The sequence below is a fragment of the Vibrio sp. TH_r3 genome, assembly GCF_033101115.1.
Classification (GTDB): domain Bacteria; phylum Pseudomonadota; class Gammaproteobacteria; order Enterobacterales; family Vibrionaceae; genus Vibrio.
Map to the genome: position 1 here is coordinate 90,644 of NZ_JAWMPW010000004.1, position 24,001 is coordinate 114,644.

Below are 24,001 nucleotides of genomic sequence, written 5' to 3' on the forward strand. Positions count from 1 at the left end.
CCACTTTTGGAATGAGATATTTAATATGCCCACTAGCAAGATTTAGCGCCTGAGACATTGTGTAATCAAATGTAACACTGACAGAGTGGTTACTACTCATCAGTGTTACATTTTAATGGCCTAACTATCAGATAGAAGATAACTATTTAACAATAAGACCGACCTTAAACAATGGGTTTTTGGCCACGAGATAACCACTTCATTAACAAGCGATCTGCCGCTTCTGCTCCAATACCTGCTAATTTATCTGCCATTTTTTTCTTTTGTACGTAACGGACAGAAAGCACCGTTTTTTCTTGGCATGCATTGACAACAATGTCGTCAGAAGTGCTAATTTCATCCACTAACCCCAACTCTTGGGCTTTAGTACCAAACCAATGTTCACCAGTTGCTACTTTTTCTACATCCAGTGCAGGACGACGTTGATGAATAAAATCTTTGAATAAACCGTGCGTATCTTCGAGTTCTTCTTTGAATTTATCACGAGCTTTATCGGTATTTTCACCAAACATAGTTAATGTGCGCTTATATTCACCAGCAGTCAGTTGTTCAAATTCGATATTATGCTTTTTCAATAATTTATTAAAATTAGGTAACTGAGCAATTACACCAATAGAACCAACAATGGCAAATGGCGCGGATACAATTTTATCGCCAATACATGCCATCATATAACCGCCACTCGCGGCAACTTTATCAATAGCAATAGTCAACGGAATATCAGCGGCTTTAATACGATCTAACTGTGAAGAAGCAAGTCCATATCCATGAACCATACCTCCGCCAGACTCTAAGCGGAGTAACACTTCATCACCGGGTCTCGCGACTGATAAAATAGCACTCACTTCTTCACGTAACGAGGCGACTTCTTTTGCATCGATGCTACCATTGAAATCCAAAACGAATAAATGCGCTTCTCGGGTCGTTTCTAATGCCCCATTCTTAGCCGCTTTTTTCACTTCTTTGTTGCGTAATTTTTCTTTCTCTTTCTCTGCTTTCTTTTCTGCTTTATCGCGTTCTTTAATAAATGTACCATCATGCAGGTGATGTTCCATTAATTCGATATTATCTTTGTGTTTTTCAGTTAAATTAGTGATTTCTAATTCACCTTTCGAACCACCTTGTTTACCACCTACTGCTTTTACTACAATCAAAATAGCAATAATTGCTACCACAAAAGTTGCAATCTTGGCCAAAAACAGGCCGTAGCTCAACAAAAATTCCAATCTACTATCCCCAATCAATTCAATTCGTGTATTGTAATCACCTTGTCATGATAACCAACATTCAATAAGAAAAATAGGGATATGATAGTGGATTATTCAGTCTCAAAAGATGCACTTAAAGATAAAATCATTTTAATTACTGGCGCAGGTGCCGGAATAGGTAAGCAAGCCGCACTTAGTTATGCCGAATATGGCGCAACAGTTATTTTATTAGGCCGAACCGTTAAGAAGCTTGAACAAACTTACGATGAAATAGAGGCCGCAGGTTATGCTCAACCTGCCATTATTCCTTTGGATATGAAAGGTGCCAGTAAACAAAATTATTTAGATATGGCAGATACGATTGAGCAACAATTCGGCCGACTCGATGGCATTTTACATAATGCCAGTTTACTTGGTGTCATTAGCCCGTTTGATCAAATAGGTGAAGATACTTTTGATGATGTAATGCAAGTAAATGTCAAAGCCCAGTTTTTAATGACTCAAGCTTTATTGCCTTTGTTACACAAATCTGAAGATGCTCGAATTATTTATACTTCTTCGACTGTTGGTCATCAAGGGCGTGCTTTTTGGGGCGCATATTCAATCTCAAAATTTGCGACCGAAGGTATGATGCAAATTTTAGCAGATGAATTAACGGATTCAGATATTAAAGTGAATGCGATTAACCCTGGGGCAACACGCACCGGAATGCGAGCTACCGCTTACCCAGCGGAAGATTCAGAGTTACTCAAAACACCTCTAGATATCATGCCATTGTATCTATATTTGATGGCTGAAGAAGGTAAAGCGGTCAATGGTCAGTGTATTGACGCACAACCAAAATAGTCCGTCGACTGGATTGCAAGTACCGCACTAGCGCTAAAGTCGTTGATTACCTTGAAGCGTTAAACACATAAAATCCCAATCGTATAAATTCGCTATACGATTGGGAAACAGTGACCACATTAATATTTAACGTGCATTATTTAATCTGTATGCAGGAGAACCTAAACCGATCAAGTTTATTATTTACAGCAAAACTACAGCGATTGGCAACATCAAAAAAAATACCGCATAGCTATAAAACCAAGCAGTATTGGCAAGATCACCGTCTAAACGATACAGCACCGTAGGAATAGTTGAAGCAAAGCCTGTCGGCATAATAGACAGTAAAATACACACTTTTGCTACCATACCGTCATATATAGACCATAAGTCGAACAAAGTAATCAGCGCTACCGCAACTAAAGGCGTTAAGATTGCTCGACAAAGCGAGACTTGAATGGCTAATTTTTTCCATTTTTCACCGCCCTTTAGATTGAAGGTTAACCCAACCGAAAACACCATAACTAAGCTACCAAGCGGAATGATATATTGGTTGATATCCGCAATGATTAATGGACGAGATAAACCACTCATATTCAGAATTAAACCAATAGAAATAGCACTAATAGCCGCCAAAAATATTGGGTCTCGCCAAAAGGCTGTTTTACCAACATTAAACTGTTCATCACTGCATTTTCTTGCGTATGGGTACAAACCACCAAAATAGATAAGCTCTTCACATAATTTATATAAAGCAACAATCGCTGCACCACTTTCCCCAAACATAAAAAAAGCACACAAATTGCCTAAAGCCCCTAGGTTATAAAATGTCGTTACAGAAATTAAAGAGGCAGATTGCTTAGGTGCAAGTTTTTTCCATTTTGTAGCACAAAAACCAACCAAAGCACCAAATAGTATGACTCCAACTCCAATTAGAGGAAGGTAAAATAATTGGGTGTCAATGTTAGGAAGTTGCCAAATAGAAGTCAGTATCGAATACGGAATAACAACCGTTAAACTAAACTTACTTAATGAAACACTGAAAGATTGGCTCAGCCCTGGATAGCGTTTTTGAAACATTAAGCCGAGATAAAAGCTAACAATGATAAGAGAAAATAATATTATTAGTTTTTGATGCATTAAGGCTCTCCTAAAAACCTGAATTCAGACAAAAGGTTAACCTATTAAATATGAGTTTTTACAAATGATAGCATATAAATATGTCATACAATACGTTATATCGCCATATAGTATGCAATGTATTGTTCATTCATCTTATGCTGTTATTTTTCTTACTTGATCCTAGTTACAAATCAAATATACTGTATATATGCACAGTATATTTGAGATGAATTATGCCAAGCGTTATTGACTTGTTACACAGCAAACATCTAATTTGGCAAGGTTCTAAACAACAAGAGCCTATCAATACTCAATCGACAGGCTATCCTGAACTGGATGCACAACTAGACGGTGGTTTCCCTATTCATGGCGTGGTAGAGATCTGCTCAGAACTAGGCATAGGCGAATTACGTTTACTGACTCCCTTTATAAAAGCATCGGGGAAAAAAAAATTAAGTGTCTTTATTAATCCACCGGCTTACTTATGTTCTGAATATTTAGATCAACAAGGGATTGATCTGCATCGTCTAATTACCATTTTCCCTAAAACAGAAAAAGAAGCACTTTGGGCAACCGAACAGAGCCTAAAAAGTGGTTGTTGTAGCAGTGTTATTCTCTGGCATCCTTGTTTACAAGTACATCAAGCAAGACGTTTACAAGTTGCCAGTGAAACTGGCCAATGCCTTAATTTTTTATTTAAAACAGAACGGCACGAACAGGTAAGTTTACCTATTTCACTTACTATGCAGTTGCAGGCAGAAGAATCTGGAATACAAGCCACTATTCACAAGCGTAAAGGAGGTTGGAAAAAATCGACCTTTTCTATCGATATGAGTCATAAGTGGGCGTACCTAAGGCAACAAGCGAAATCGTTACCAACATCTATACCGACTAAAAAGCAAGACAACATCGCCCTATTTCCATCACAAAGACGGGGATAAAGATGATTCTTTGGCTCTATCTTCATTTTCCTAAATTGCAACTCGATACGCTTTTTTCTCAAGTAGATAATCAGCCTATTGCTATTTTGCACCATAATGAATTAGTTCAATTAAACCAACTAGCACAAGATTCAGGTTTAAAATTGGGCATGGGTTTAGGCTCTGCCGCTTCTTTTTGTCACGATCTACAGGTCCATCCTTATAAACCCGAAATTGAAGAAAAAAAATTATTAGAGATAGCCCACTGGCTATACATCACAACCGCTGATATTTCTTTGTCTCCGCCTTGCGGGCTACTGCTAAAAGTTACCAGCATGTTGTCTCTTTATGACGACTTAAATAGCTACTGGCAAGAAATTAAAAATGTATTAGATCAACTGAATGTGAAGTATGATTTTTCAACTGGTTATTCACCTTATTCGGCTCGTTTATTAGCACAGGTCGGCTTTAATCAAGTGACTTCAGATAGGCAAATACTTGAAGCGCATTTGAAAAAGTATCCTTTACAAGCCACTGAATTAAGCAATAAGGATATTGAAAAACTCAATAGGGTCGGCGTTCGGCAACTTGGCGATCTTCTCAAATTAGACAGTTCAGAACTCGCTCGGCGGTTTGATATTCAATTGGTCAATTATATTGGTCAACTCTCGGGACGCTTTAAACATTTGGTCGAATTCTATTATCCACCAGAATCCTTTAGCCGCTACTTAGATCTGCTTTATGAAATAGAAAATATCCAATGGGTGAGCAAACCACTGCAAACCTTATTGATTCAATTAGAAAACTTTCTCAAATTAAGAAACCTGGTTGCTTATGAAATAACCTTAACACTTCATCAACGCGATAAAGATCAAGAAGAGCAAAGCGTCATTTTCACTTCCGCACGAGGTGATTACTTAGCCAGTAAATGGCACGAATTAAGTCAACTAACTTTAGAGTCGGTACAACTCGCGTCACCAATTATTGCGATGACTTTAGATGCTAACCGAGTCGCACAAGCCCAAACAGAAGAACGTGATTTATTTGATGGAACAACAGGAAAATTATCGGCCCTTGAACTGGTTTCTCTATTACAAGCCAAGTTAGGTAAGCAATCGGTTCAGGGCATCACTCTCACTTCTGATCCAAGACCAGAACGAAGCACTCAATTGTGTCCACCTTTGCAGCCTCATAAAACGAGCAAGCACACAAAGCAAATAAGGCCTAGCCTACTGCTGCCTATTCCAACTCCTTTACAAGAAAAAGTTTCTATTATTTACGGACCAGAAAGGCTAGCAACCGGTTGGTGGGATGGTAATGAAGTCATACGAGATTATTTCATTGCCAGAAGCGTAACAGGCAAAATCTTGTGGATTTTTAAAACACCAACAAAGCAATGGTTTATACATGGAGTATTTAGCTAAATGAAAAAAGCAAATATCAACTATGCTGAGCTATTTTGTCAAAGCAATTTCTCTTTTCTGACAGGTGCGTCTCATCCCGAAGAATTGGTCTTGCAAGCCAATTTTCTCGGTTATTCGGCTATTGCTATTACAGATGAGTGTTCCGTAGCAGGAGTTGTGCGTGCTTTTCGAACCATAAGGGAGCAAGAACTTAATATTAAGTTGATCATTGGCAGCATGTTCTGGCTTAACTCTGAATGCCAAATTATCTTATTGAGCCCAACTCTCAGCGCCTATACTGAGTTATGCAGAGTGATAACCAACGCCCGAAAACGCAGCGAAAAAGGACAATATAACTTATCAGAGTGGGATATTATGTCGCTGTCTCATTGTTATATTGTCTGGTTGCCTAAAGGCAAACCTAGCGATCAATATTGGGGTGACTGGCTAGCCAAACACCACCCTCAGCGGGTTTGGCTTGGCTTTCAACGCCACTTAAAAAGTACCGATCAAAGCTACCTTGAACACTGCCAATACTTGGCTCAAACATTGGATCTTAAAATCACGGCTTGTGGTGGTGTCCTTATGCACAATGTCACTCGCTTGCCCTTGCAGCATACGCTCACCGCAATCCGAGAAAAGCGTCCTATTACCAGCATTAAACAGCAACTAATTAGTAATACTGAGCAAAGCTTACGTACTCTCGATAAATTAGCCACTATTTTTAACCCGGAATGGTTACAAGAGTCATATCAACTTGCTCAAACATGCCGCTTTAGTCTCAATGAATTGTGTTATCAGTACCCATCGGAACTTGTCCCTAAAGGACACACACCGATGAGTTACTTAAGGTTGTTAGTTAAAAAAGGAAAAAAAGTTCGCTTTCCCAATGGCGTTGATCCTGAAATACAAAACACAATAGATAAAGAATTACACTTAATTGAAGAGATGAAGTACCCGTTCTATTTTTTAACTATTCATGACATTGTCATGTTTGCTAAAAGTCAGCGTATCCTCTATCAGGGTCGTGGTTCTGCAGCAAATTCAGTTGTATGTTATTGCTTAGAAATTACCTCAGTCGATCCACGGAAAATCTCGGTACTTTTTGAACGGTTCATCAGCAAAGAGCGAGATGAGCCACCTGATATCGATGTTGATTTTGAACATGAACGACGCGAAGAAGTGATTCAATATATTTATCAAAAATATGGTAGAGAACGAGCCGCTTTAGCCGCAACGGTCATTAGCTATCGCTATAAAAGTGCGGTACGAGATGTAGGCAAAGCGTTGGGTTTATCTGAAACTCAGCTCGATTTTTTTATTAAAAATACTCATCGTCGCGATCGAAGTCTTGGCTGGCAAGCTCAGCTTACTGAGCTTGGTTTAAAACCTGAATCGTTGAAAGGCCAACAGTTTATACAGTTAGTCGATGAAATTATCGGTTTCCCTCGCCATTTATCGCAACATGTAGGTGGGTTTATCATATCTTCAGGTCCATTATACGAGCTCGTTCCAATAGAAAATGCCTCGATGCCAGACAGAACCGTTATCCAGTGGGACAAAGATGACTTAGAGACACTAAAATTATTAAAAGTAGACGTATTAGCATTAGGGATGCTTAGCGCTATAAGAAAATGTTTCAACCTAATTGAAAAAACCGAACAACGGCAATTATCCATTGCAGATATCAGCCGAATGCAAGATGATCCAAATGTCTACGCCATGCTACAAAGAGCCGATACGGTAGGTGTTTTTCAAATTGAATCTCGAGCGCAAATGAGTATGTTACCTCGATTAAAACCACGCTGTTATTATGATCTGGTCATTCAAATTGCCATTGTACGTCCCGGGCCAATTCAAGGTGATATGGTTCATCCATTTTTAAAACGACGTGATGGTATTGAAGCGATCACCTACCCTTCAGAACAAGTAAGACAAGTCCTTGAGCGCACAATGGGTGTGCCCATATTTCAGGAACAAGTGATAAAGCTGGCTATGGTAGCAGCCGGTTTTAGCGGTGGAGAAGCTGATCAATTACGACGAGCAATGGCGGCGTGGAAAAAAAACGGTGACGTATTCAAATTCAAACATAAACTGATTAATGGCATGCTAGATAGAGGTTATGATGCAAAATTCGCAGAACGTATTTTTGAACAAATTTGTGGTTTTGGCGAATATGGATTTCCTGAAAGTCATTCGGCTTCTTTTGCTATTTTAGCTTACTGTTCTGCTTGGCTAAAATATTATTATCCTGAAATTTTTTATACCTCGATTCTAAATAGCTTACCGATGGGGTTTTATAGCCCTTCTCAACTGATACAAGATGCAAGGCGACATCACATCGAAATTTTGCCTATATGTGTTAATCAATCTCAATACGATCACACAATAGTAGAAGATAAAAAATCAAACACCAAACGTTACGCTCTGCGCCTTGGCCTACGTTTGGTGCGCGGTTTATCTAAAAAAGCAGCAATACAACTTGCCAATAATCGCCCTGACAATGGCTATCAAAGCAGTGGACAGCTAAAAAGAATGGGGATAAATAAAAAAGATATTTCTGCCTTAGCTTCTGCTAATAGCTTAAATTTCTTTTCTGACCATCAACTAAAGGCTTGTGCTGATGATCGATTAATCTCTTGTGCTAATGACAGATATAGCAGCCGTTGGAGCGTTATGGACTCAATACAAGATTATCCGCTATTTCAATCTCTGGTTGAGGAAACGCAAACGTTTCAGCACAAGGAAAACGCTTTTGAAACTCTCGCTGAAGACTATGCGGCAACAGGTTTATCATTAGCTAAACATCCAATTACCTTATTAGCAGAAAAAGGGCTGCTAGGTTGTTTTACTCGACAAACCGAACTACTCAATAAACCACATAAATCATTAGTGACCGTTGCAGGTGTAGTCACCGGTCGTCAATCTCCCAGTACAGCAGCAGGTGTTACTTTTTTTACTCTGGAAGACGACACAGGTAACGTCAATGTGGTGGTCTGGTCCGCCACTGCTAGAGCTCAAAAAAACGCTTATTTAACAGCGAATATATTAAAAGTGAAAGGGATATTAGAGCACGATGGTAAAGTTACCCATGTCATTGCTGGCAAGCTAATCGATCTAAGTGGCTGTGTGGAAACGCTCTGCAATCAGAAAATCCACACAAAGTCACGTAATTTCCATTAGTGATAATTACGTGAGAATCTGCTTCATTCTTTCTTGCGCAACTTCAACTAAAAGGTCTGGTTGAAATTTAGAAATAAAGCGGTCACAACCAACTTTTTCAACCATTGCGTCATTAAAACTTCCGCTAAGTGAAGTATTCAAGGTAATAAATAAATCTCTCATTGAAGGGTCATTGCGCACTTCATAAGTTAATCGATAACCATCCATTTCTGGCATTTCGGCATCAGTGATCATCATCATTAACTCTTGGGTGATCTCTTTACCCTCATCTCGCCACTTTCGCAATAACGTTAGTGCTTCTAACCCATCACCACATTCAATAATATTTAATCCGAGCTGCTGTAAAGTGCCTTTAATTTGACCTCTAGCCGTCGCCGAATCATCAACAATAAGAACGGTTCTTCCTGCCATTTGTGCAGTAAGATTTTCATCCAGAACACCGTCACTGATTGATATATCGTAATCAATAATCTGAGCTAGTACTTTTTCCACATCAATGATTTCAACAATTTTTGTCTTACCTTCATCTTCCAACTGGGTAATCGCGGTTAAATAATTAGATTTACCTGCTGTTTTAGGTGGTGGAGCAATATTGCTCCATGTAGTATTAACAATATTACGTACTTGTCCGACCAAAAACCCTTGGATACTGCGATTATATTCAGTAATAATTAGGTTTTGTTCTTCATCTGGATGCATCGGTTTAAAACCAATCGCTGCTCGCAAATCAATAATTGGCACTGACTCTCCTCGCAAAGATGCCACTCCTATTACACTGGCATCAGCGCCTGGTATTTTAGCCATAGGTGGAACTTTAAGGACTTCTTTTACTTTAAATACATTAATAGCAAATAGTTGATAGCGACTTAATTTAAACAGCAATAATTCAAGTCGGTTTTCACCCACTAGATTGGTTCTCTGATCTACGCTATTAAGGATTCCAGACATACAGTTTTCCACTAATTTAAGGTGAGACTTTTATAAAGCTTAAACCCAAAAGTGGGCGACTACAATTGATCATTATCGAAGACTTAACCATCAACCATTTTCATTAATAACTGACCATCATACAAAGCCTGCCTAATTAAAGCGGCACCAGGCATGGTTGCTTGTTTATAAAAACGACTTTCTACAATTTCTAGGTTAACTCGATAATCGGAAAAACTTTGATTCTTCACTACCGCTTCAATCGCTGGGTAAAGAATTGATTTGGCTTGATTGATTACGCCACCAATAATTACTTTTTCTGGATTAAATAAATTGATAACGATAGATATAGCAGAACCAAGATAAGAGCCTAACTTCTCAACCACCTCTACTGCTAATGGATCCCCGTCCGCAGCCGCAGAACAAATAGATTCAATCGTTACGTGTTCGATATCAATTATAGACTGTTCACCAGCTTGCAAGCGCGTAGTTACTTGTTCTCTTATTGCCTGAGAGCTTGCTACCGTTTCCAAACATCCTCTATTACCACAATGGCAAAGCGATCCATTAGGATCAATTTGAATATGGCCGAGTTCTCCAATATTACCATGTCGACCTTGTAACAGACGTCCACCCAGAATAATACCGGCTTCAACACCGTGGTGAATTGAAATCAATGCCGAATTATCGTTTACTTGAGAGTTGCCAAATAATTTTTCTGCTAACGCCCATGCACGGGTATCGTTAGCAATAAATACCGGTAGGCCAGTTGACTGATACATTGCTGGGCCGAGAGGAAGGTTTTTGACATTATAGTGTGGCATCTTAATGACAATGCCTTGTTCTGAATTAACTAAGCCGGGTAATGTCACTGCAATGCTCGTTACTCGGCTTAATTGATCGGCATAAGTTTGAAAAAATTCTTCTGTTTCATGCAACAAACGAGCAAGCACGTCATCTTGTTCTACTTCATGAATATCGATCTTTGTATCGATTAATACCGAACCACCTAGTTCATGCAAGGCAATAGTCAGGTACCCCCGCCCTAGCCGCATAGAAACAAACTGCCAATCTTCATTATCCGTTTGTAACCCTACAGCTGGCCGACCACGACTGGTCGCTTCCTGAACAATGGTTTCATGAATAATATGTGCATCAATTAACTCTCGAGTAATTTTAGTAATACTCGCAGGTGCTAATCGGCTTGTTTTCGACAAATCAATACGGGATATTGGACCGAGTTCATCGATTAATTTATACACACGTCCAGCATTGACCTGTTTAATATGGTCAATATGGCCTGGTTGAGCCATGTACATTTGAAACTCCAAAATGACACAATTAAGTTAATTTTCTATTTACGCAATACCGACCATCTACTCAGTCGTTCACTATCTATCGCGCGCAAATCACATTTAACCCAAAAATCAGACAAAAATATATTTCACTGTTCAAAATAATTGATCTCACGCAGACTGTCCAATCACAATATGCCGATAAGACTGCATAAATGATACCTACCTTCCATTGCAATAAAAAAATTGTTCGATTCAAATAGCATTACAAGGTGAAAAATACACAAGAAAACCGAATTAAAGTAACTCGCGTAGTGGCTTAAAAAACACTATATGATCATAAAGATATTACCTTGAACAGGTATTATATCGGGGATTTACGCAAACATTAAAACAAAGATAGATGCAGAACGAATCAAAACTGCCAAGAGTATGAGTAACAAAGCTGGCTTTAAAGGCTGCACTGTAAACATGACAAGTCAACGACTCTTAATAATAGGGTTTGATACTGAATGTCACCTTAACTTACATCATCATATCACTACTCTAAATATCCCGTTTTGATCTCATCCTTGAGCAATCAAAATCAAACAATGACTAAGTACTTTACCTAATTTTAACTCAATTCTATTCGTTTCATCACTGATGCTCTAAATTAAACAGTACACAATTAAGAAATAAATACAATTGAGTGTATAAAACTACCCAGCAAAAATAACTCTGTAAGAAAATTAATGTGTCACAGCCACAAAGCTACAAAAAAGAATAATAGCGTAAGAAACTGAAACAATTGATAGTGCCATTTTCATGTTGTATTCCATAAAATACCTCTCCATTAAAGCTAATAAATTTAACTGTACAATACACAAGGTTAATAGTCTCAAGAAACTCTTACTATAGCCAATAATTATTTGTACCATTATCACAAGAGACGACCACTTTCAGTCAATGGTAAAAATATTGAATATAGCGTTAAATAGTGACATATAAGCAATATTATTATGTATATTGCATATTTTTCAGTCATAGTCACTTTAAAATATATTAGAAAAATAATCTGCTAAAAAAGAATATATTAGTTATATAAACTAATTAACTTCAACAATACGACTTATCCATCCATTTATTTTTCATTTTAGCAACTTTAAAACCAAAAAAAATAACATCTGTAACAACCCATATCTATTGATTTACGGTATCAATCTCTGTACTCTCCGTCATCACGCGTAGCTGATTATTTCAGATTTCGCAAACACACATCACAATATAAAGAATAATATTCTAAGATTTACCCTTGATAACAAAATAAAAAGCCAAGTATTTAAAAATCACACTAATTTGCAGCTACATAATTACAAAATTCAAAGTGAATAATATCGAATATCTTTAAGGTGTCATTTTAAACAAGAGTAAATGCTTCATAACTTAGAATACCGTAACAAAGGAGTAACTATGAAGCGTGAACAATGGGGATCCCGCGCAGGATTTATTCTTGCCGCAGTTGGATCGGCTATCGGCCTTGGAAACATCTGGCGTTTTCCTTATATGGCTTACGAAAATGGTGGTGGCGCATTTTTAATTCCTTACCTTTTTGCCATGATCACCGCTGGTATTCCATTTATGATCCTAGAATTTAGTATGGGACAGAGAAATCGAGCTTCAGCACCTATAACTTTAGCTCGTATCAATGCAAAATTCGAATGGTTAGGTTGGTTCCAAATCGGTATCGCAGCGAGTATTGCTGTTTATTACGTTGCTGTAATTGGATGGGCAATTTCCTACTTTAGTATGTCATTCACTCAAGAATGGGGGGCGGATACCAATGCCTTTTTCTTCAGCGAATATTTAGGATTAGGTGACAACTCACCAACTAACCTTGGTGGAATGAGATGGGGTATTGCTGGCTCGATGCTAATCGCTTGGGCAATAACTTATGCAGCGATCGCTGGTGGTGTTAAAGCAGGTATCGAACGCGCTGCAAAAATAATGATGCCAGTACTATTTATTATGGTACTTGGACTTATCGCTCGCATGATATTTTTACCAGGTGCCGTCGACGGTATTAACTACTTATTCCAACCGGACTTTAGCAAAATCTTAGATATGAAAGTTTGGGCTGCAGCTTATGGTCAAATTTTCTTCACTCTAAGTATTGGTTTTGCAATTATGCTGGCCTATTCAAGCTATCTACCAGAGAAATCTGATATTAATAACAATGCCTTTATGACAGTGTTGATTAACTGTGGTTTCTCTATTCTGGCAGGTGTAATGATTTTCTCTGTTCTTGGCTACATGGCTGCAGAACAAGGTAAACCTATAACAGAAGTCGTGAGCGCTGGTGTTGGTCTTGCGTTTGTAACATTACCTGCAGCGATTAACTTATTACCGGCTCCTTATATCCTTGGTCCGCTATTTTTCCTTGCACTTGTAGTCGCAGGTTTAAGCTCGCAGATATCTATTATGGAAGCGGTTGTTTCATCTGTAATCGACAAGCTTAACTGGTCACGGAAAAAAGCCGCTACTATCGTCTGTGGCGTAGGTATGCTTATCTCGATGGCATTTGCAACTAATGGCGGTTTGTTATTACTCGACCTAGTCGATCACTTTGTTAATAACGTGGGTATTTTAACCAGCTGTTTGATCGAAATTGTATTAATGGCTTGGTTAGTTAAACTGGCTGATGTTCGCCAATATGTTAATAAGGTCTCTGATTTTACTATCGCAGGTTGGTTTGAATTATGCCTACGCTTTATTACCCCACTTGCGTTGGCGCTTATTGTTTATACTAAATTTACCCACTTAATTGCCGAAGGTTATGGTGGCTATGCTCAGTATGAACTTATGACTCTTGGTTGGGGATTAATTGCTCTTCTCGCTATTGTAGGCATTATTATCAATGTGGTTAGTAAGCCACAACAATCGAATCAAAAGGAAGCGTAACATGACAACTGGTGCAATTATTATGATGATTTTTGGCCTAGGTTTCACTTGGGGTGGTGCGGCTATTTGTATTAAAAAGGCGATGGACAATAACAAGAAATAATGTTGTTATCTAACCTATAAGCTATTTAACAGCCAGTTATTTAGCAAAAAATGCGAGTAAAAAAATGGCCACTAGATGATTTTCAACTAGTGGCCATTTTTAATATCGTGACTCAATCAGTTTATCTGATAAATAACTCATGAAAATTACGTGTAGTTTTTTCCGCAACCTCGGTCAATGAGATCCCCTTTAGTTGCGCAATATACTGAGCAACTTCTACCACATAAGCGGGTTGATTTTCTTTACCTCTATGCGGTACTGGTGCTAAATAAGGCGAATCTGTTTCTATTAGTAACCTGTCTAATGGCAACTCTTTAACCACTTGCTTTAATTCTAAGGCTTGCTTAAATGTCACAATACCTGAAATAGAAATATAGAAACCTAAAGCCATTGCGTTTTCAGCAAATTCTAGGTCTTCGGTAAAACAGTGAATCACACCACCACACTTTTCTGCATGACCTGCACGCAATATTGATAACGTATCAACTCTTGCATCACGAGTATGAATAATCAGAGGCTTATTCAATTCAACCGCCAATTCAACATGTTGTTCAAATCGTTCGGTTTGTAGCGGCTTTGTCTCTGGTTGGTAATGATAATCTAACCCTGTTTCGCCAATAGCGACCACCTTAGGATTATTAGCGTATTGTTTGAGCAAATCTAAACTAAAAGGGCTTTCTACATCCAGTGGGTGTACACCGCAAGATGCATGAATATGATCGTATGTTTTAATCATTTCGATCATAGCTGGAAATGCATCGAGAGTAACACCAACAGAAAGCAACTCGGTCACCTTTGCTTGCGCTGCCTTGGCAACTACATCTTGGACGCCATCATGTAAATCAAGATAATTAAGTTTATCTAAATGACAATGTGAATCTACGAACATATAGCCTCTTGAAGTTCTACCAACCATCGAATAAACAGTAATTCTGCGTTCAAACCAGAAGCGCGTTCGATCTGATCTCTGGTGGCATTAATTGATAACATCGCTTGATAAGCGACATTGTATGGAATAAGTTGCGATAGAGCTTCACTTTGTTCACAAAATACGGGGGGTTGTGAAGAGAGTCCTTGTGAAGCAGGCTCTTTACCGCTAAGCCCAAAGTGTACTTTCTGAATATCACTCATTAACACGGCAATCCATTTCAAACTTTCGATAGGATTCGCTTGAATGGTTAACCAAACCGCTCGATAATCAACAGTCTTGGTACTTAAAAATGTAGTTAAAGCCAACTCTATTTTTTGAAAATCGCTATATTTATCTTGCTCAAAAAATTCCAGAGCTTTCAATGGCGCTCCGTTACACAGTCTAATGCCAACTGGATTACACACTTTATCGGTTTGGGTTAATAACCACTGAAAAGTACTTTCTAATGTTGGTTCGGCAAGTGACCATTTTTGACAACGACTGGTGATAGTCGGTAATAAGTTTCGATTATTATTCGCGATCAATATGAACACACAATCTTCTGCTGGTGATTCTAGTGTTTTCAATAAAGCGTTAGAGGCCGACTCATTCATCGTTTCAGCAGGATGAATAACAATAACTCGCTTTCCTCCCAACTGAGAGGACTCTATCGCCCATTGGTTGCAACGGCGAATTTGCTCAACAGTGATTGGCTTTCCTTCTTTCTCTGCGGTCACCCAGTGAATATCAGGATGATTTCCTGATTGAGCGAGCTCACATGAATGACAAAAACCACAAGGCTCACTGTTTGAATGACTGCAAACAAGGGTATGCACAAAAAGTTTAACTAATTGATTCACTCCACTGCCTTGCGGAGCACTACATAGTAATGCTCCTGAAACTCGTTCGGTCTCACTCAAAGCTTGCCATTTTGCCCACATAGGCTGTAACCAAGGGTACATATCGTGCATTGTCTACCTATTTAGCCACTCAACAAGCTCGGTGGTAATACTCGCTTGAACTTGCTGAATATTATCACTCGCGTCAATAATGATAATGCTGTCATCTTCATTAGCTAATTCTAAATAACGAGCTCTTGAACGTTCAAAAAAACTGATACCATTTCTTTCTATTCTATCTAACTCGCCACGACCTCTGGCTCTTTCTAATCCCAAGCGCGGATCTAAATCCAGATACAGAGTTAGATCGGGCTTAAAATCCCCTAACGTGACTTTTTTTAAGCTTTGCATCGTCGCCAAGGGTATTTGTCTACCGCCACCTTGGTACGCTTGAGATGATAGATCATGGCGATCACCTACCACCCATTGACCTTGCTGCAATGCAGGTTTTATTACGTTTTCAACTAATTGAACACGAGCGGCGTACATTAACAGTAGTTCCGTCATATCTTGAAGCACTTCTCCTTCATGCTCCTCTTTTACCAAGGCTCGCATTTTTTCCGCTAACACTGTCCCACCTGGCTCTCTGGTATTAACTATTGAGTGAATACCCTGTTCTTTCAATACTTGTTCAATTGCAGCAATAGCGGTGCTTTTGCCTGCACCTTCTAACCCTTCAACGACAATAAACTTTGCTTTATTCATTATTTCTTTCTTAATTCTCTTAGGTAATTTTGTACTGCTCGATTGTGCTGCTTCAAGTTTTTAGAAAAAACGTGCCCACCTTTACCACTGGCAACAAAATAAAGATAGCTGGTATTCTCAGGGTTAAGTGCAGCATGAATAGACGCTTCACCAGCCATCGCTATTGGCGTTGGAGGTAAACCATTAATGGTATAAGTATTATATGGTGTCGGTGTTTTTAAATCTTTTTTGCGGATATTTCCAGTATATTTGTCACCCATACCATAAATAACGGTTGGATCAGTTTGCAAACGCATACGGCGATTCAACCTATTAATAAACACCGATGCAACGGTTTTTCGTTCGCTTTCTAGCGCCGTCTCTTTCTCTATAATTGAAGCAAGAATAAGTGCTTCATAAGGCGTTTTTAACGGAAGATCTTTTTGTCGATTTGCCCATTCACGATCTAATACGTGATTTAGGTTGTTATGCGCGCGAGCAAGAATATCGAGATCAGACATACCCGCAGTATAATGATAGGTTTCAGCTAAAAATAACCCTTCTAATTTTTTAATTCCTGAATTTAAATCTGAGCCAATTGCTAATTGATCGGCAATATCAGACTCTGTGAGATCAGTGGTTTTATGAGTTAAGGAATCAGCTTGTGACAAAATAGAACGCCATTCAGAAAAACGGCTGCCTTCAACAAACGTAATAGCAAATTGGTGCTCTTTGCCTGTTGAGATAAAAATTAGAGCATCACTAAAAGACATATCAGGTTGAATCATAAACGTACCAGCTTTAACGTTTTTTAATTCCGGCCTAAATCGAGTTATCAGCTTGATAAAAGGACTAGGGGTCACCCAACCTTTAGATTCAAATTGACGTAAAACACTACGAAAACTGCTTCCAGCATCAATAGTAATAGTCTCGGGTTCAGTAAGTGTTATGACTTGATCCGCATAAATATCAATTTGATTTTTAATGTAAAAATAACCACCTGCCGCAGCAGCTATGGCAATGAGTAGTAAAATAAACAGCTTTTTAATCACGAATTCAAACTCTCCTGAATACGTCGTGTAAACGCACCTATACTAAAATGAAAATTATCAATTCGAGTCACCGGAGCGACACCTATTATTGCGTTAGTCATGAATACTTCTTCAGCGCTTTGTAAATGTTCGAAATAAAAATCGTCTACCACAGTAGTAATATTGAACAGTTTAGCTTGTGCTAACACTGTTTTTCGAATAATTCCAGCCACACCACAGTTACTTAGGCTTGGTGTATAAAGGATGTCCTGCTTAATCCAAAATAAATTAGCCATTGTCGTTTCAACCACATGGTTATTAATATCCATAACCACACCGTCTTGTAAACCTGATTGTTCAAGCTCTTGTTTTAACAACACTTGTTCTAATCTATTATTATGCTTATGCCCTGCAAGTAGAGGCATTAAACCTAATTTCAACTCACATACACCAAGTTGTACACCTTCTTTCTTCCAACTAAAATAGTGTTGTGGATAAGAAAAATGGCTTACGGTAACGGTCGGAGTATCAATTCCTTTAGAGCTATACCCTCGACCACCAGAACCACGACTAATGTGTAATTTCAAGCCTGCATAAGGTTCATCTAGTGACGCCAAGTTTAACCACTCGCTCACTTGTTGCCAATTTGGCTGAGTTATTCCTAATCGTTGCAAACATGCCTGCATTCGCTCTAGATGTAAATCCCATCGAATAAGCTTACCTTGTTTGGTAAGAATGGTAGTAAAACAACCATCTCCATACTGAAAAGACCGATCGGAAAGTGATATTGTTGACGCTGGTTGGCCATTAACCCAAAACATCTCACACCCTAGCTATAAAAATTTAGTCAAAAAAAACGGCTTAATGCTAAGCATTAAGCCGCCGTTAAAACAGTTTAATCGACTATGAGATCTTTTTAAAGATAAGTGAGCCGTTTGTTCCACCAAAGCCAAACGAGTTACATAACGCATACTCAATATCAACTTTACGCGCCGTATGTGGAACCAAATCGAGATCGCAACCTTCATCAGGATTATCTAGATTTATGGTTGGCGGTACCATTTGATCGACTAACGCCATTGCGGTAACTATCGCTTCCACTGAGCCAGCAGCACCAAGTAAATGACCGGTCATTGATTTAGTTGACGATACAAGTACTTGCTTAGCGCCAGCTTCGCCAAGTGCGCGTTTCACACCTCTTAGCTCGGCAACGTCACCAGCTGGCGTAGATGTACCATGAGCATTAATATAACCAATTTGCTCTCCTGTTACGCCTGCATCACGCATAGCGGCTTCCATTGCTAGTGCACCACCTGAACCATCTGCACTTGGGGATGTCATATGATAAGCATCCCCACTCATGCCAAAGCCAACGAGTTCGCAATATATTTTTGCGCCACGAGCTTTAGCATGTTCATATTCTTCTAGTACCATCATGCCAGCACCATCACCTAGAACAAAGCCATCGCGGTCTTTATCCCAAGGACGTGAAGCTTTAGCCGGCTCATCATTACGAGTAGATAGCGCTTTAGCGGCAGCAAAGCCTCCCATACCTAAAGGTGTAGAAGCTTTCTCTGCCCCACCGGCCACCATGGCTTCCGCATCGCCATAAGCGATCATACGAGCAGCGTGACCTATATTATGTAATCCAGTAGTACAAGCAGTAGAAATAGCAATATTTGGGCCGCGAAGGCCACGCATAATTGACAGGTTACCTGCAATCATATTGACAATAGTGGATGGCACAAAGAAAGGACTAATTTTACGAGGTCCTCTCTCGGTCAGCATTTTATGTCCAGCTTCAATCAAGCCAAGACCACCAATACCTGAACCAATAGCCACACCAATGCGTGGCGCGTTCTCTTCGGTAGCAATCAAACCTGAATCATCAAGGGCTTGAATACCGGCAGCGATGCCGTATTGGATAAACAAATCCATCTTACGTGCATCTTTTTTAGTCATATACTCTTCGCAGTTAAAGTCTTTAACTAAACCTGCAAAACGAGTGGTAAATTCGGATGTATCAAAATGTTCGATATTAACGATACCACTTTGACCAGCTAATAGGGCTTTCCATGAAGATTCAACAGTGTTGCCTACCGGTGACAACATACCCATGCCAGTGACAACAACACGACGCTTGGACATGATACTTTTCTCCGGAATTAAATGAGTGATTGAGGAATAACGAATTGGATAAAACTCAGGCGGTCAAGGTTGACCGCCTGGGAGAGAATATTACTGAGCGCTGGTAACGTAGTCGATTGCAGCTTGAACAGTAGTGATTTTCTCGGCTTCTTCGTCTGGAATTTCAGTATCGAATTCTTCTTCTAGTGCCATTACTAGCTCAACAGTATCCAAAGAATCTGCACCTAGATCATCAACAAATGAAGCTTCATTTTTCACTTCTGCTTCATCGACACCAAGTTGTTCAATAATGATTTTCTTTACACGTTCTTCTAAGTTGCTCATTTTTTCTTTCCTTTACAGACTTCGCATTATGCGATGTTTTCCGTAGTTTATTCAAACTTTTAAAAGTTGCAAGAGTGTGATCGCTGGTCAAACCACAATTTTAATGATTTTGACCGAAAATAGATACATTTTTGACATAAATCATGCACTAAATTTAGTACAAAATTTAAATCATGTACATACCACCGTTCACATGTAATGTTTCACCAGTGATATATGCTGCATCTGGAGAAGCTAAAAATGCTACCGCTGCTGCTATTTCACGTGGATCACCTAAGCGCCCCGCAGGCACCTGAGACAATGTAGCAGCACGCTGCTCATCATTCAGTGCTTTTGTCATGTCAGTTTCAATAAACCCTGGCGCAACCGTATTAACCGTTACACCGCGTGAAGCAACTTCACGTGCCATAGACTTAGTAAAACCAATTACACCTGCTTTCGCTGCTGCATAATTAGCCTGACCTGCGTTACCCATAGTACCGACAACCGAACCGACATTAATAATACGTCCATCACGTTTTTTCATCATGCCACGCAATACCGCTTTAGACAGTCTGAAAATAGACGTTAGGTTAGTATCAATAATATCTGTCCATTCGTCATCTTTCATACGCATTAATAGATTATCACGAGTAATACCTGCATTGTTAACTAAAATATCTAAGCTACCAAATTCAGTTGTAATCGTCTTAATCAAATCCGGGATAGATTCTGGCTCTGTAACATTCAGAGCAAAACCTTTACCGTTTTCGCCAAGGTACTCACTAATTGCTGCTGCGCCACCTTCACTTGTTGCTGTACCAATTACTGTGGCACCACGTTCAACAAGAAGTTCCGCAATAGCGCGCCCAATACCGCGGCTTGCACCTGTTACTAATGCTATTTTACCTTCTAGATTGTTCATCTTTATCTCTCTTGTTACTTCGCTGCGTCTAAAGAAGCACTATCATTTACAGCTGCAGCGGTCAGCGTTTTTACAATACGCTTTGTCAAACCGGTTAAAACTTTACCTGGGCCTAATTCGTAAAGTTTCTCGATTCCATTATCACTCATTGCCTGTACACCTTCCGTCCAACGTACTGGACTGTATAGCTGACGAACAAGTGCTTGTTTAATTTTTTCAGGATCTGTTTCTGCAATCACATCGACATTATTGATGACAGGAATGACAGGAGTATTAAATTCAATCTCTTGTAATGCAATTGCTAACTTATCTGCTGCGGGTTGCATTAATGCACAATGTGACGGAACAGAAACGGGTAATGGTAAGGCACGTTTAGCACCGGCTTCCTTACATAATGCGCCTGCTCTTTCTACTGCTGCTTTATTTCCAGCAATAACAACTTGCCCCGGAGAATTAAAGTTCACCGGTGAAACAACTTCACCTTGTGCTGCAACTTCACAAGCTTTAGCAATGGACTCATCATCTAAACCAATTATGGCATACATAGCGCCAACACCGGCTGGAACGGCTTCTTGCATAAGCCTGCCACGTAATTCAACGAGTTTAATCGCTTGCTGAAAATCAATCACGCCAGCACACACTAACGCAGAATACTCACCCAAACTGTGTCCCGCTAGGTTCTCTGGCTGTGCTAAGCCTTGCTCTTGCCATACACGCCAAATAGCGACGGAAGCAGCAAGCAGTGCAGGCTGAGTGCGAAATGTTTCATTTAAGTCTTCTACAGGACCATTTTGCACCAATGACCATAAATCATAGCCTAATGTTTCAGACGCTTGAGCAAATGTCTGTTTAACAATATCAAAATTTTCACCAAGATCAGCCAACATGCCAACAGATTGCGAGCCTTGACCTGGAAATACGATAGCAAATTTGCTCATTGTTATTTTTCCTTTAAGCAATGCAGTAATAATTAAAAAGATAGGCATTTACAATGAAACTTCAAATGCCTATCCATAGAAATTGTAGTTAAAGCGAGTTTAGTAATGATCAAAACTAAAACTTAATTAATGCTGAACCCCATGTGAAACCACCACCGAACGCTTCTAGCAGAATATTCTGCCCACGTTTAATTCGCCCGTCTCTTACGGCTTCATCTAATGCAGTTGGTACCGTGGCGGCCGACGTGTTTCCATGACGATCTAACGTGATCACCACTTGTTCTAAAGGCATTGATAATTTTTTAGCGGTTGCTGATATAATTCGTAAATTAGCCTGATGAGGTACCAACCAGTCTAATTCAGATTTGTCCATATCATTGGCTTTAAGCGTCTCTTTTACTAATCGAGATAATTGGGTCACTGCGACTTTAAAAACTTCGTTACCCGCCATATGTAACCAGCTATTAATATCATCCGTGTGGGCAAATTCATTATCAATATTGGTTTCAACGACGTCAGTGTTGCTTTCGGCACTGATGCTTGGACTCGCCGACATTTTTTCGCTATTGCGGCCTGGATGTTTAAGGCTGAGTAAATCACCAAAGCGTCCATCTGCATTAATATGAGTAGACAAAATACCCGGTTCTTCACTTGCACTTACTACCACCGCACCGGCACCATCACCAAAAAGGATAATGGTTGAACGGTCAGACGGATCACACGTTTTTGATAATGTATCCGCACCAACCACTAAAATATTTTTGCACATGCCTGATTTTACATGTTGATCAGCAACAGAAAGAGCGTAAACGAATCCAGAGCACGCCGCTGCCATATCAAAAGCCGGACAATGTTTAATACCCAAATTAGCCTGGACTTGACATGCCGCCGATGGAAAAGCATGAGAACCACTGGTCGTAGCGACAATAATCATATCGATATCATCTTTGTCTATGCCAGCCATATCCAGTGCATTTTGAGACGCGATAGTCGCCATATCCGCAACAGTTTCATCCGGTGCTGAAATACGACGTTCACGGATACCCGTTCTAGTCACTATCCATTCGTCAGTTGTGCTTACCATTTTCTCTAAATCTGCGTTAGTACGCACTTGAGACGGCAGGTAGCTGCCTGTGCCTAATATTTTACTGTACATATAGACTAATAATGCCTCTCGAGTAAAACCGCTTCTAAGCGATCACTAATACGACTTGGAACTTGTCGTTTGACTTCGTGTACTGCTTCTTCAATAGCATTAATAATAGCAGCCACATCGGCGCTTCCATGACTTTTTATCACAATGCCGCGCAATCCTAACAAACTTGCGCCATTATACTGGTCGGGGTTCAGATCTTTTATTTCTTCTATTAACCCTGAAAAGAGTTGTCTTGCTAACCAACCTTTTAATGTCGATGCAGTCATGTGCTCTTTTAACTTACTAATAAAAAGATGAGCAACACCTTCGGTTGTTTTTAAGCATACGTTACCTACAAAACCATCACATACTACAACATCAGCGACATCATGCAGTAACTGATTACCTTCAATATAGCCGGTAAAATGAATTGATTTGGTTTTACTCAACATTTCTGCGCATCTTTTAACCAAATCGTTACCTTTTATCTCTTCTTCACCAATATTTAGTATCGCAACTCTAGGTAATCTATCTAAGTGTTCTTCCGCCAAAGCACTGCCCATCACCGCAAATTGAAATAATGTGTCTGCATCAACTGAAACATTCGCGCCTAAATCAAGTAACCATAGTTTATTACCTAACGCAGTAGGAAGTGCAGAAACTAATGCTGGCCGTTCAATGCCTGGTAATAGTTTGAGTCTGAATCGAGACAGTGCCATAAGAGCACCGGTATTTCCTCCGCTTAAACAAGCATCGGCTTTGCTATCAGCAACAGCATCAATAGCAATACGCATTGATGTTCCAGCGCTATTTCGTAATGCAAGGGAGGGTTTTTCGGAATTGGAAATAACTCGTTCACTATGCTGAATAATTAAGCGTTGCTGCATAATTAAGCGTTGCTGCATAGTTGAATCGCTATCTATTGAACGATCGAACTCGTAACCTAACGTAGCCAACTCGGCAGTGATTAAATTTTGATCACCCACCAGAATCACTTTCAGTTCAGGAAAACGCGACAATGCCTGCACGACGGCAGGCACTGTGACGCGGAGACCGAAATCTCCGCCCATTGCATCAACTGCAACGGTAATCTTCTTCAAAG

The 24,001-nt window shown here is 39.5% G+C and carries 22 protein-coding genes; 6 read left to right on the plus strand and 16 right to left on the minus strand.

The genetic code is table 11. The features are described 5' to 3' along the window. Positions 1 to 164: 164 nt before the first annotated feature. Positions 165 to 1,226, minus strand: coding sequence for a protease SohB (gene sohB / locus R3X26_RS05875; protein WP_317716291.1), 1,062 nt, complete (start codon positions 1,224 to 1,226; stop codon positions 165 to 167). A gap of 87 nt (positions 1,227 to 1,313) precedes the next feature. Between sohB and R3X26_RS05880 the strand changes: the two genes are divergently transcribed. Further along, complete coding sequence (locus tag R3X26_RS05880; RefSeq protein WP_317716292.1) at positions 1,314 to 2,054, plus strand: YciK family oxidoreductase; 741 nt, start codon at positions 1,314 to 1,316, stop codon at positions 2,052 to 2,054. A 183-nt stretch (positions 2,055 to 2,237) separates the two neighbouring features. Here the strand turns inward: R3X26_RS05880 and R3X26_RS05885 are convergent, their stop codons facing one another. Next, entirely contained in the window at positions 2,238 to 3,173 is a 936-nt protein-coding gene (locus R3X26_RS05885) for an AEC family transporter (protein ID WP_317716293.1), read from the minus strand. A 215-nt stretch (positions 3,174 to 3,388) separates the two neighbouring features. On the opposite strand from R3X26_RS05885, the gene imuA reads away from it, so the two are divergent. From imuA to R3X26_RS05900, 3 genes are read left to right on the plus strand one after another with little or no spacing between them, the layout of a single operon-like run. Beyond that, entirely contained in the window at positions 3,389 to 4,096 is a 708-nt protein-coding gene (gene imuA, locus R3X26_RS05890) for a translesion DNA synthesis-associated protein ImuA (protein WP_317716294.1), read from the plus strand. A 2-nt stretch (positions 4,097 to 4,098) separates the two neighbouring features. After that, on the plus strand, positions 4,099 to 5,499 hold the full coding sequence (locus tag R3X26_RS05895; protein ID WP_317716295.1) for a DNA polymerase Y family protein: 1,401 nt from the start codon (positions 4,099 to 4,101) through the stop codon (positions 5,497 to 5,499). 15 nt (positions 5,500 to 5,514) lie between these two features. Continuing rightward, complete coding sequence (locus tag R3X26_RS05900) at positions 5,515 to 8,661, plus strand: error-prone DNA polymerase (RefSeq protein WP_317716436.1); 3,147 nt, start codon at positions 5,515 to 5,517, stop codon at positions 8,659 to 8,661. 6 nt (positions 8,662 to 8,667) lie between these two features. Here R3X26_RS05900 and R3X26_RS05905 read toward each other — a convergent pair whose 3' ends face one another. The 3 genes from R3X26_RS05905 to R3X26_RS19060 all read right to left on the minus strand — a co-directional run bounded on the left by R3X26_RS05905 (position 8,668) and on the right by R3X26_RS19060 (position 11,803). Then, positions 8,668 to 9,609: a chemotaxis protein CheV gene (locus R3X26_RS05905; RefSeq protein ID WP_317716296.1), complete on the minus strand. Its 942-nt coding sequence runs from the start codon at positions 9,607 to 9,609 to the stop codon at positions 8,668 to 8,670. An 83-nt stretch (positions 9,610 to 9,692) separates the two neighbouring features. Further along, positions 9,693 to 10,907 carry an ROK family protein gene (locus R3X26_RS05910; RefSeq protein ID WP_317716297.1) on the minus strand — a complete coding sequence of 405 codons (1,215 nt, stop codon included), beginning with the start codon at positions 10,905 to 10,907 and terminating at the stop codon, positions 9,693 to 9,695. A 707-nt stretch (positions 10,908 to 11,614) separates the two neighbouring features. Beyond that, positions 11,615 to 11,803, minus strand: a complete 189-nt coding sequence (locus R3X26_RS19060; RefSeq protein WP_411572399.1) for a YnhF family membrane protein — start codon at positions 11,801 to 11,803, stop codon at positions 11,615 to 11,617. Positions 11,804 to 12,335: 532 nt separating this feature from the next. On the opposite strand from R3X26_RS19060, the gene R3X26_RS05915 reads away from it, so the two are divergent. Then, positions 12,336 to 13,823: a sodium-dependent transporter gene (locus R3X26_RS05915; protein ID WP_317716298.1), complete on the plus strand. Its 1,488-nt coding sequence runs from the start codon at positions 12,336 to 12,338 to the stop codon at positions 13,821 to 13,823. Position 13,824: 1 nt separating this feature from the next. After that, on the plus strand, positions 13,825 to 13,926 hold the full coding sequence (locus R3X26_RS05920) for a MetS family NSS transporter small subunit (protein WP_317716299.1): 102 nt from the start codon (positions 13,825 to 13,827) through the stop codon (positions 13,924 to 13,926). Positions 13,927 to 14,047: 121 nt separating this feature from the next. Here R3X26_RS05920 and R3X26_RS05925 read toward each other — a convergent pair whose 3' ends face one another. From R3X26_RS05925 to plsX, 11 genes are all read right to left on the minus strand, one after another. Further along, positions 14,048 to 14,815, minus strand: coding sequence for a YchF/TatD family DNA exonuclease (locus R3X26_RS05925; RefSeq protein ID WP_317716300.1), 768 nt, complete (start codon positions 14,813 to 14,815; stop codon positions 14,048 to 14,050). After that, entirely contained in the window at positions 14,806 to 15,807 is a 1,002-nt protein-coding gene (gene holB / locus R3X26_RS05930) for a DNA polymerase III subunit delta' (RefSeq protein ID WP_317716301.1), read from the minus strand. Before holB ends, R3X26_RS05925 begins: the two co-directional genes overlap by 10 nt. Positions 15,808 to 15,810: 3 nt before the next feature. Continuing rightward, on the minus strand, positions 15,811 to 16,440 hold the full coding sequence (gene tmk, locus R3X26_RS05935) for a dTMP kinase (protein ID WP_317716302.1): 630 nt from the start codon (positions 16,438 to 16,440) through the stop codon (positions 15,811 to 15,813). Then, positions 16,440 to 17,471, minus strand: a complete 1,032-nt coding sequence (mltG, locus tag R3X26_RS05940; protein WP_317716303.1) for an endolytic transglycosylase MltG — start codon at positions 17,469 to 17,471, stop codon at positions 16,440 to 16,442. The genes tmk and mltG overlap by 1 nt, the downstream gene beginning before the upstream one ends. After that, positions 17,468 to 18,271 carry an aminodeoxychorismate lyase gene (gene pabC, locus R3X26_RS05945; RefSeq protein WP_317716304.1) on the minus strand — a complete coding sequence of 268 codons (804 nt, stop codon included), beginning with the start codon at positions 18,269 to 18,271 and terminating at the stop codon, positions 17,468 to 17,470. The genes mltG and pabC overlap by 4 nt, the downstream gene beginning before the upstream one ends. A gap of 82 nt (positions 18,272 to 18,353) precedes the next feature. Beyond that, the gene (gene fabF, locus R3X26_RS05950; RefSeq protein WP_317716305.1) at positions 18,354 to 19,598 is read right to left on the minus strand and encodes a beta-ketoacyl-ACP synthase II; all 1,245 of its coding nucleotides are present in this window, start codon (positions 19,596 to 19,598) and stop codon (positions 18,354 to 18,356) included. A 90-nt stretch (positions 19,599 to 19,688) separates the two neighbouring features. Further along, positions 19,689 to 19,922, minus strand: coding sequence for an acyl carrier protein (gene acpP, locus R3X26_RS05955; RefSeq protein WP_017051317.1), 234 nt, complete (start codon positions 19,920 to 19,922; stop codon positions 19,689 to 19,691). Between the two features lie 166 nt (positions 19,923 to 20,088). Next, positions 20,089 to 20,826 (minus strand): 3-oxoacyl-ACP reductase FabG, encoded by a 738-nt coding sequence (gene fabG, locus R3X26_RS05960; RefSeq protein ID WP_317716306.1) that lies wholly within the window; start codon positions 20,824 to 20,826, stop codon positions 20,089 to 20,091. A gap of 14 nt (positions 20,827 to 20,840) precedes the next feature. Beyond that, on the minus strand, positions 20,841 to 21,764 hold the full coding sequence (fabD, locus tag R3X26_RS05965) for an ACP S-malonyltransferase (RefSeq protein WP_317716307.1): 924 nt from the start codon (positions 21,762 to 21,764) through the stop codon (positions 20,841 to 20,843). 115 nt (positions 21,765 to 21,879) lie between these two features. Beyond that, positions 21,880 to 22,920: a beta-ketoacyl-ACP synthase III gene (locus R3X26_RS05970; protein WP_317716308.1), complete on the minus strand. Its 1,041-nt coding sequence runs from the start codon at positions 22,918 to 22,920 to the stop codon at positions 21,880 to 21,882. Between the two features lie 5 nt (positions 22,921 to 22,925). Next, positions 22,926 to 23,999, minus strand: coding sequence for a phosphate acyltransferase PlsX (gene plsX / locus R3X26_RS05975; protein WP_317716309.1), 1,074 nt, complete (start codon positions 23,997 to 23,999; stop codon positions 22,926 to 22,928). Positions 24,000 to 24,001 lie beyond the last annotated feature (2 nt).

Bases quoted from the DNA above. Each gene is read 5' to 3' on its own strand.
- R3X26_RS05905 (WP_317716296.1), bottom strand. From the start codon at position 9,609: ATGTCTGGAATCCTTAATAGCGTAGATCAGAGAACCAATCTAGTGGGT.
- R3X26_RS19060 (WP_411572399.1), bottom strand. From the start codon at position 11,803: ATGGTACAAATAATTATTGGCTATAGTAAGAGTTTCTTGAGACTATTA.
- R3X26_RS05920 (WP_317716299.1), top strand. From the start codon at position 13,825: ATGACAACTGGTGCAATTATTATGATGATTTTTGGCCTAGGTTTCACT.
- acpP (WP_017051317.1), bottom strand. From the start codon at position 19,922: ATGAGCAACTTAGAAGAACGTGTAAAGAAAATCATTATTGAACAACTT.
- R3X26_RS05910 (WP_317716297.1), bottom strand. From the start codon at position 10,907: ATGTACATGGCTCAACCAGGCCATATTGACCATATTAAACAGGTCAAT.
- R3X26_RS05925 (WP_317716300.1), bottom strand. From the start codon at position 14,815: ATGTTCGTAGATTCACATTGTCATTTAGATAAACTTAATTATCTTGAT.
- tmk (WP_317716302.1), bottom strand. From the start codon at position 16,440: ATGAATAAAGCAAAGTTTATTGTCGTTGAAGGGTTAGAAGGTGCAGGC.
- fabF (WP_317716305.1), bottom strand. From the start codon at position 19,598: ATGTCCAAGCGTCGTGTTGTTGTCACTGGCATGGGTATGTTGTCACCG.
- imuA (WP_317716294.1), top strand. From the start codon at position 3,389: ATGCCAAGCGTTATTGACTTGTTACACAGCAAACATCTAATTTGGCAA.
- R3X26_RS05885 (WP_317716293.1), bottom strand. From the start codon at position 3,173: ATGCATCAAAAACTAATAATATTATTTTCTCTTATCATTGTTAGCTTT.
- fabD (WP_317716307.1), bottom strand. From the start codon at position 21,764: ATGAGCAAATTTGCTATCGTATTTCCAGGTCAAGGCTCGCAATCTGTT.
- holB (WP_317716301.1), bottom strand. From the start codon at position 15,807: ATGCACGATATGTACCCTTGGTTACAGCCTATGTGGGCAAAATGGCAA.
- fabG (WP_317716306.1), bottom strand. From the start codon at position 20,826: ATGAACAATCTAGAAGGTAAAATAGCATTAGTAACAGGTGCAAGCCGC.
- R3X26_RS05895 (WP_317716295.1), top strand. From the start codon at position 4,099: ATGATTCTTTGGCTCTATCTTCATTTTCCTAAATTGCAACTCGATACG.
- pabC (WP_317716304.1), bottom strand. From the start codon at position 18,271: ATGTTTTGGGTTAATGGCCAACCAGCGTCAACAATATCACTTTCCGAT.
- R3X26_RS05970 (WP_317716308.1), bottom strand. From the start codon at position 22,920: ATGTACAGTAAAATATTAGGCACAGGCAGCTACCTGCCGTCTCAAGTG.
- R3X26_RS05915 (WP_317716298.1), top strand. From the start codon at position 12,336: ATGAAGCGTGAACAATGGGGATCCCGCGCAGGATTTATTCTTGCCGCA.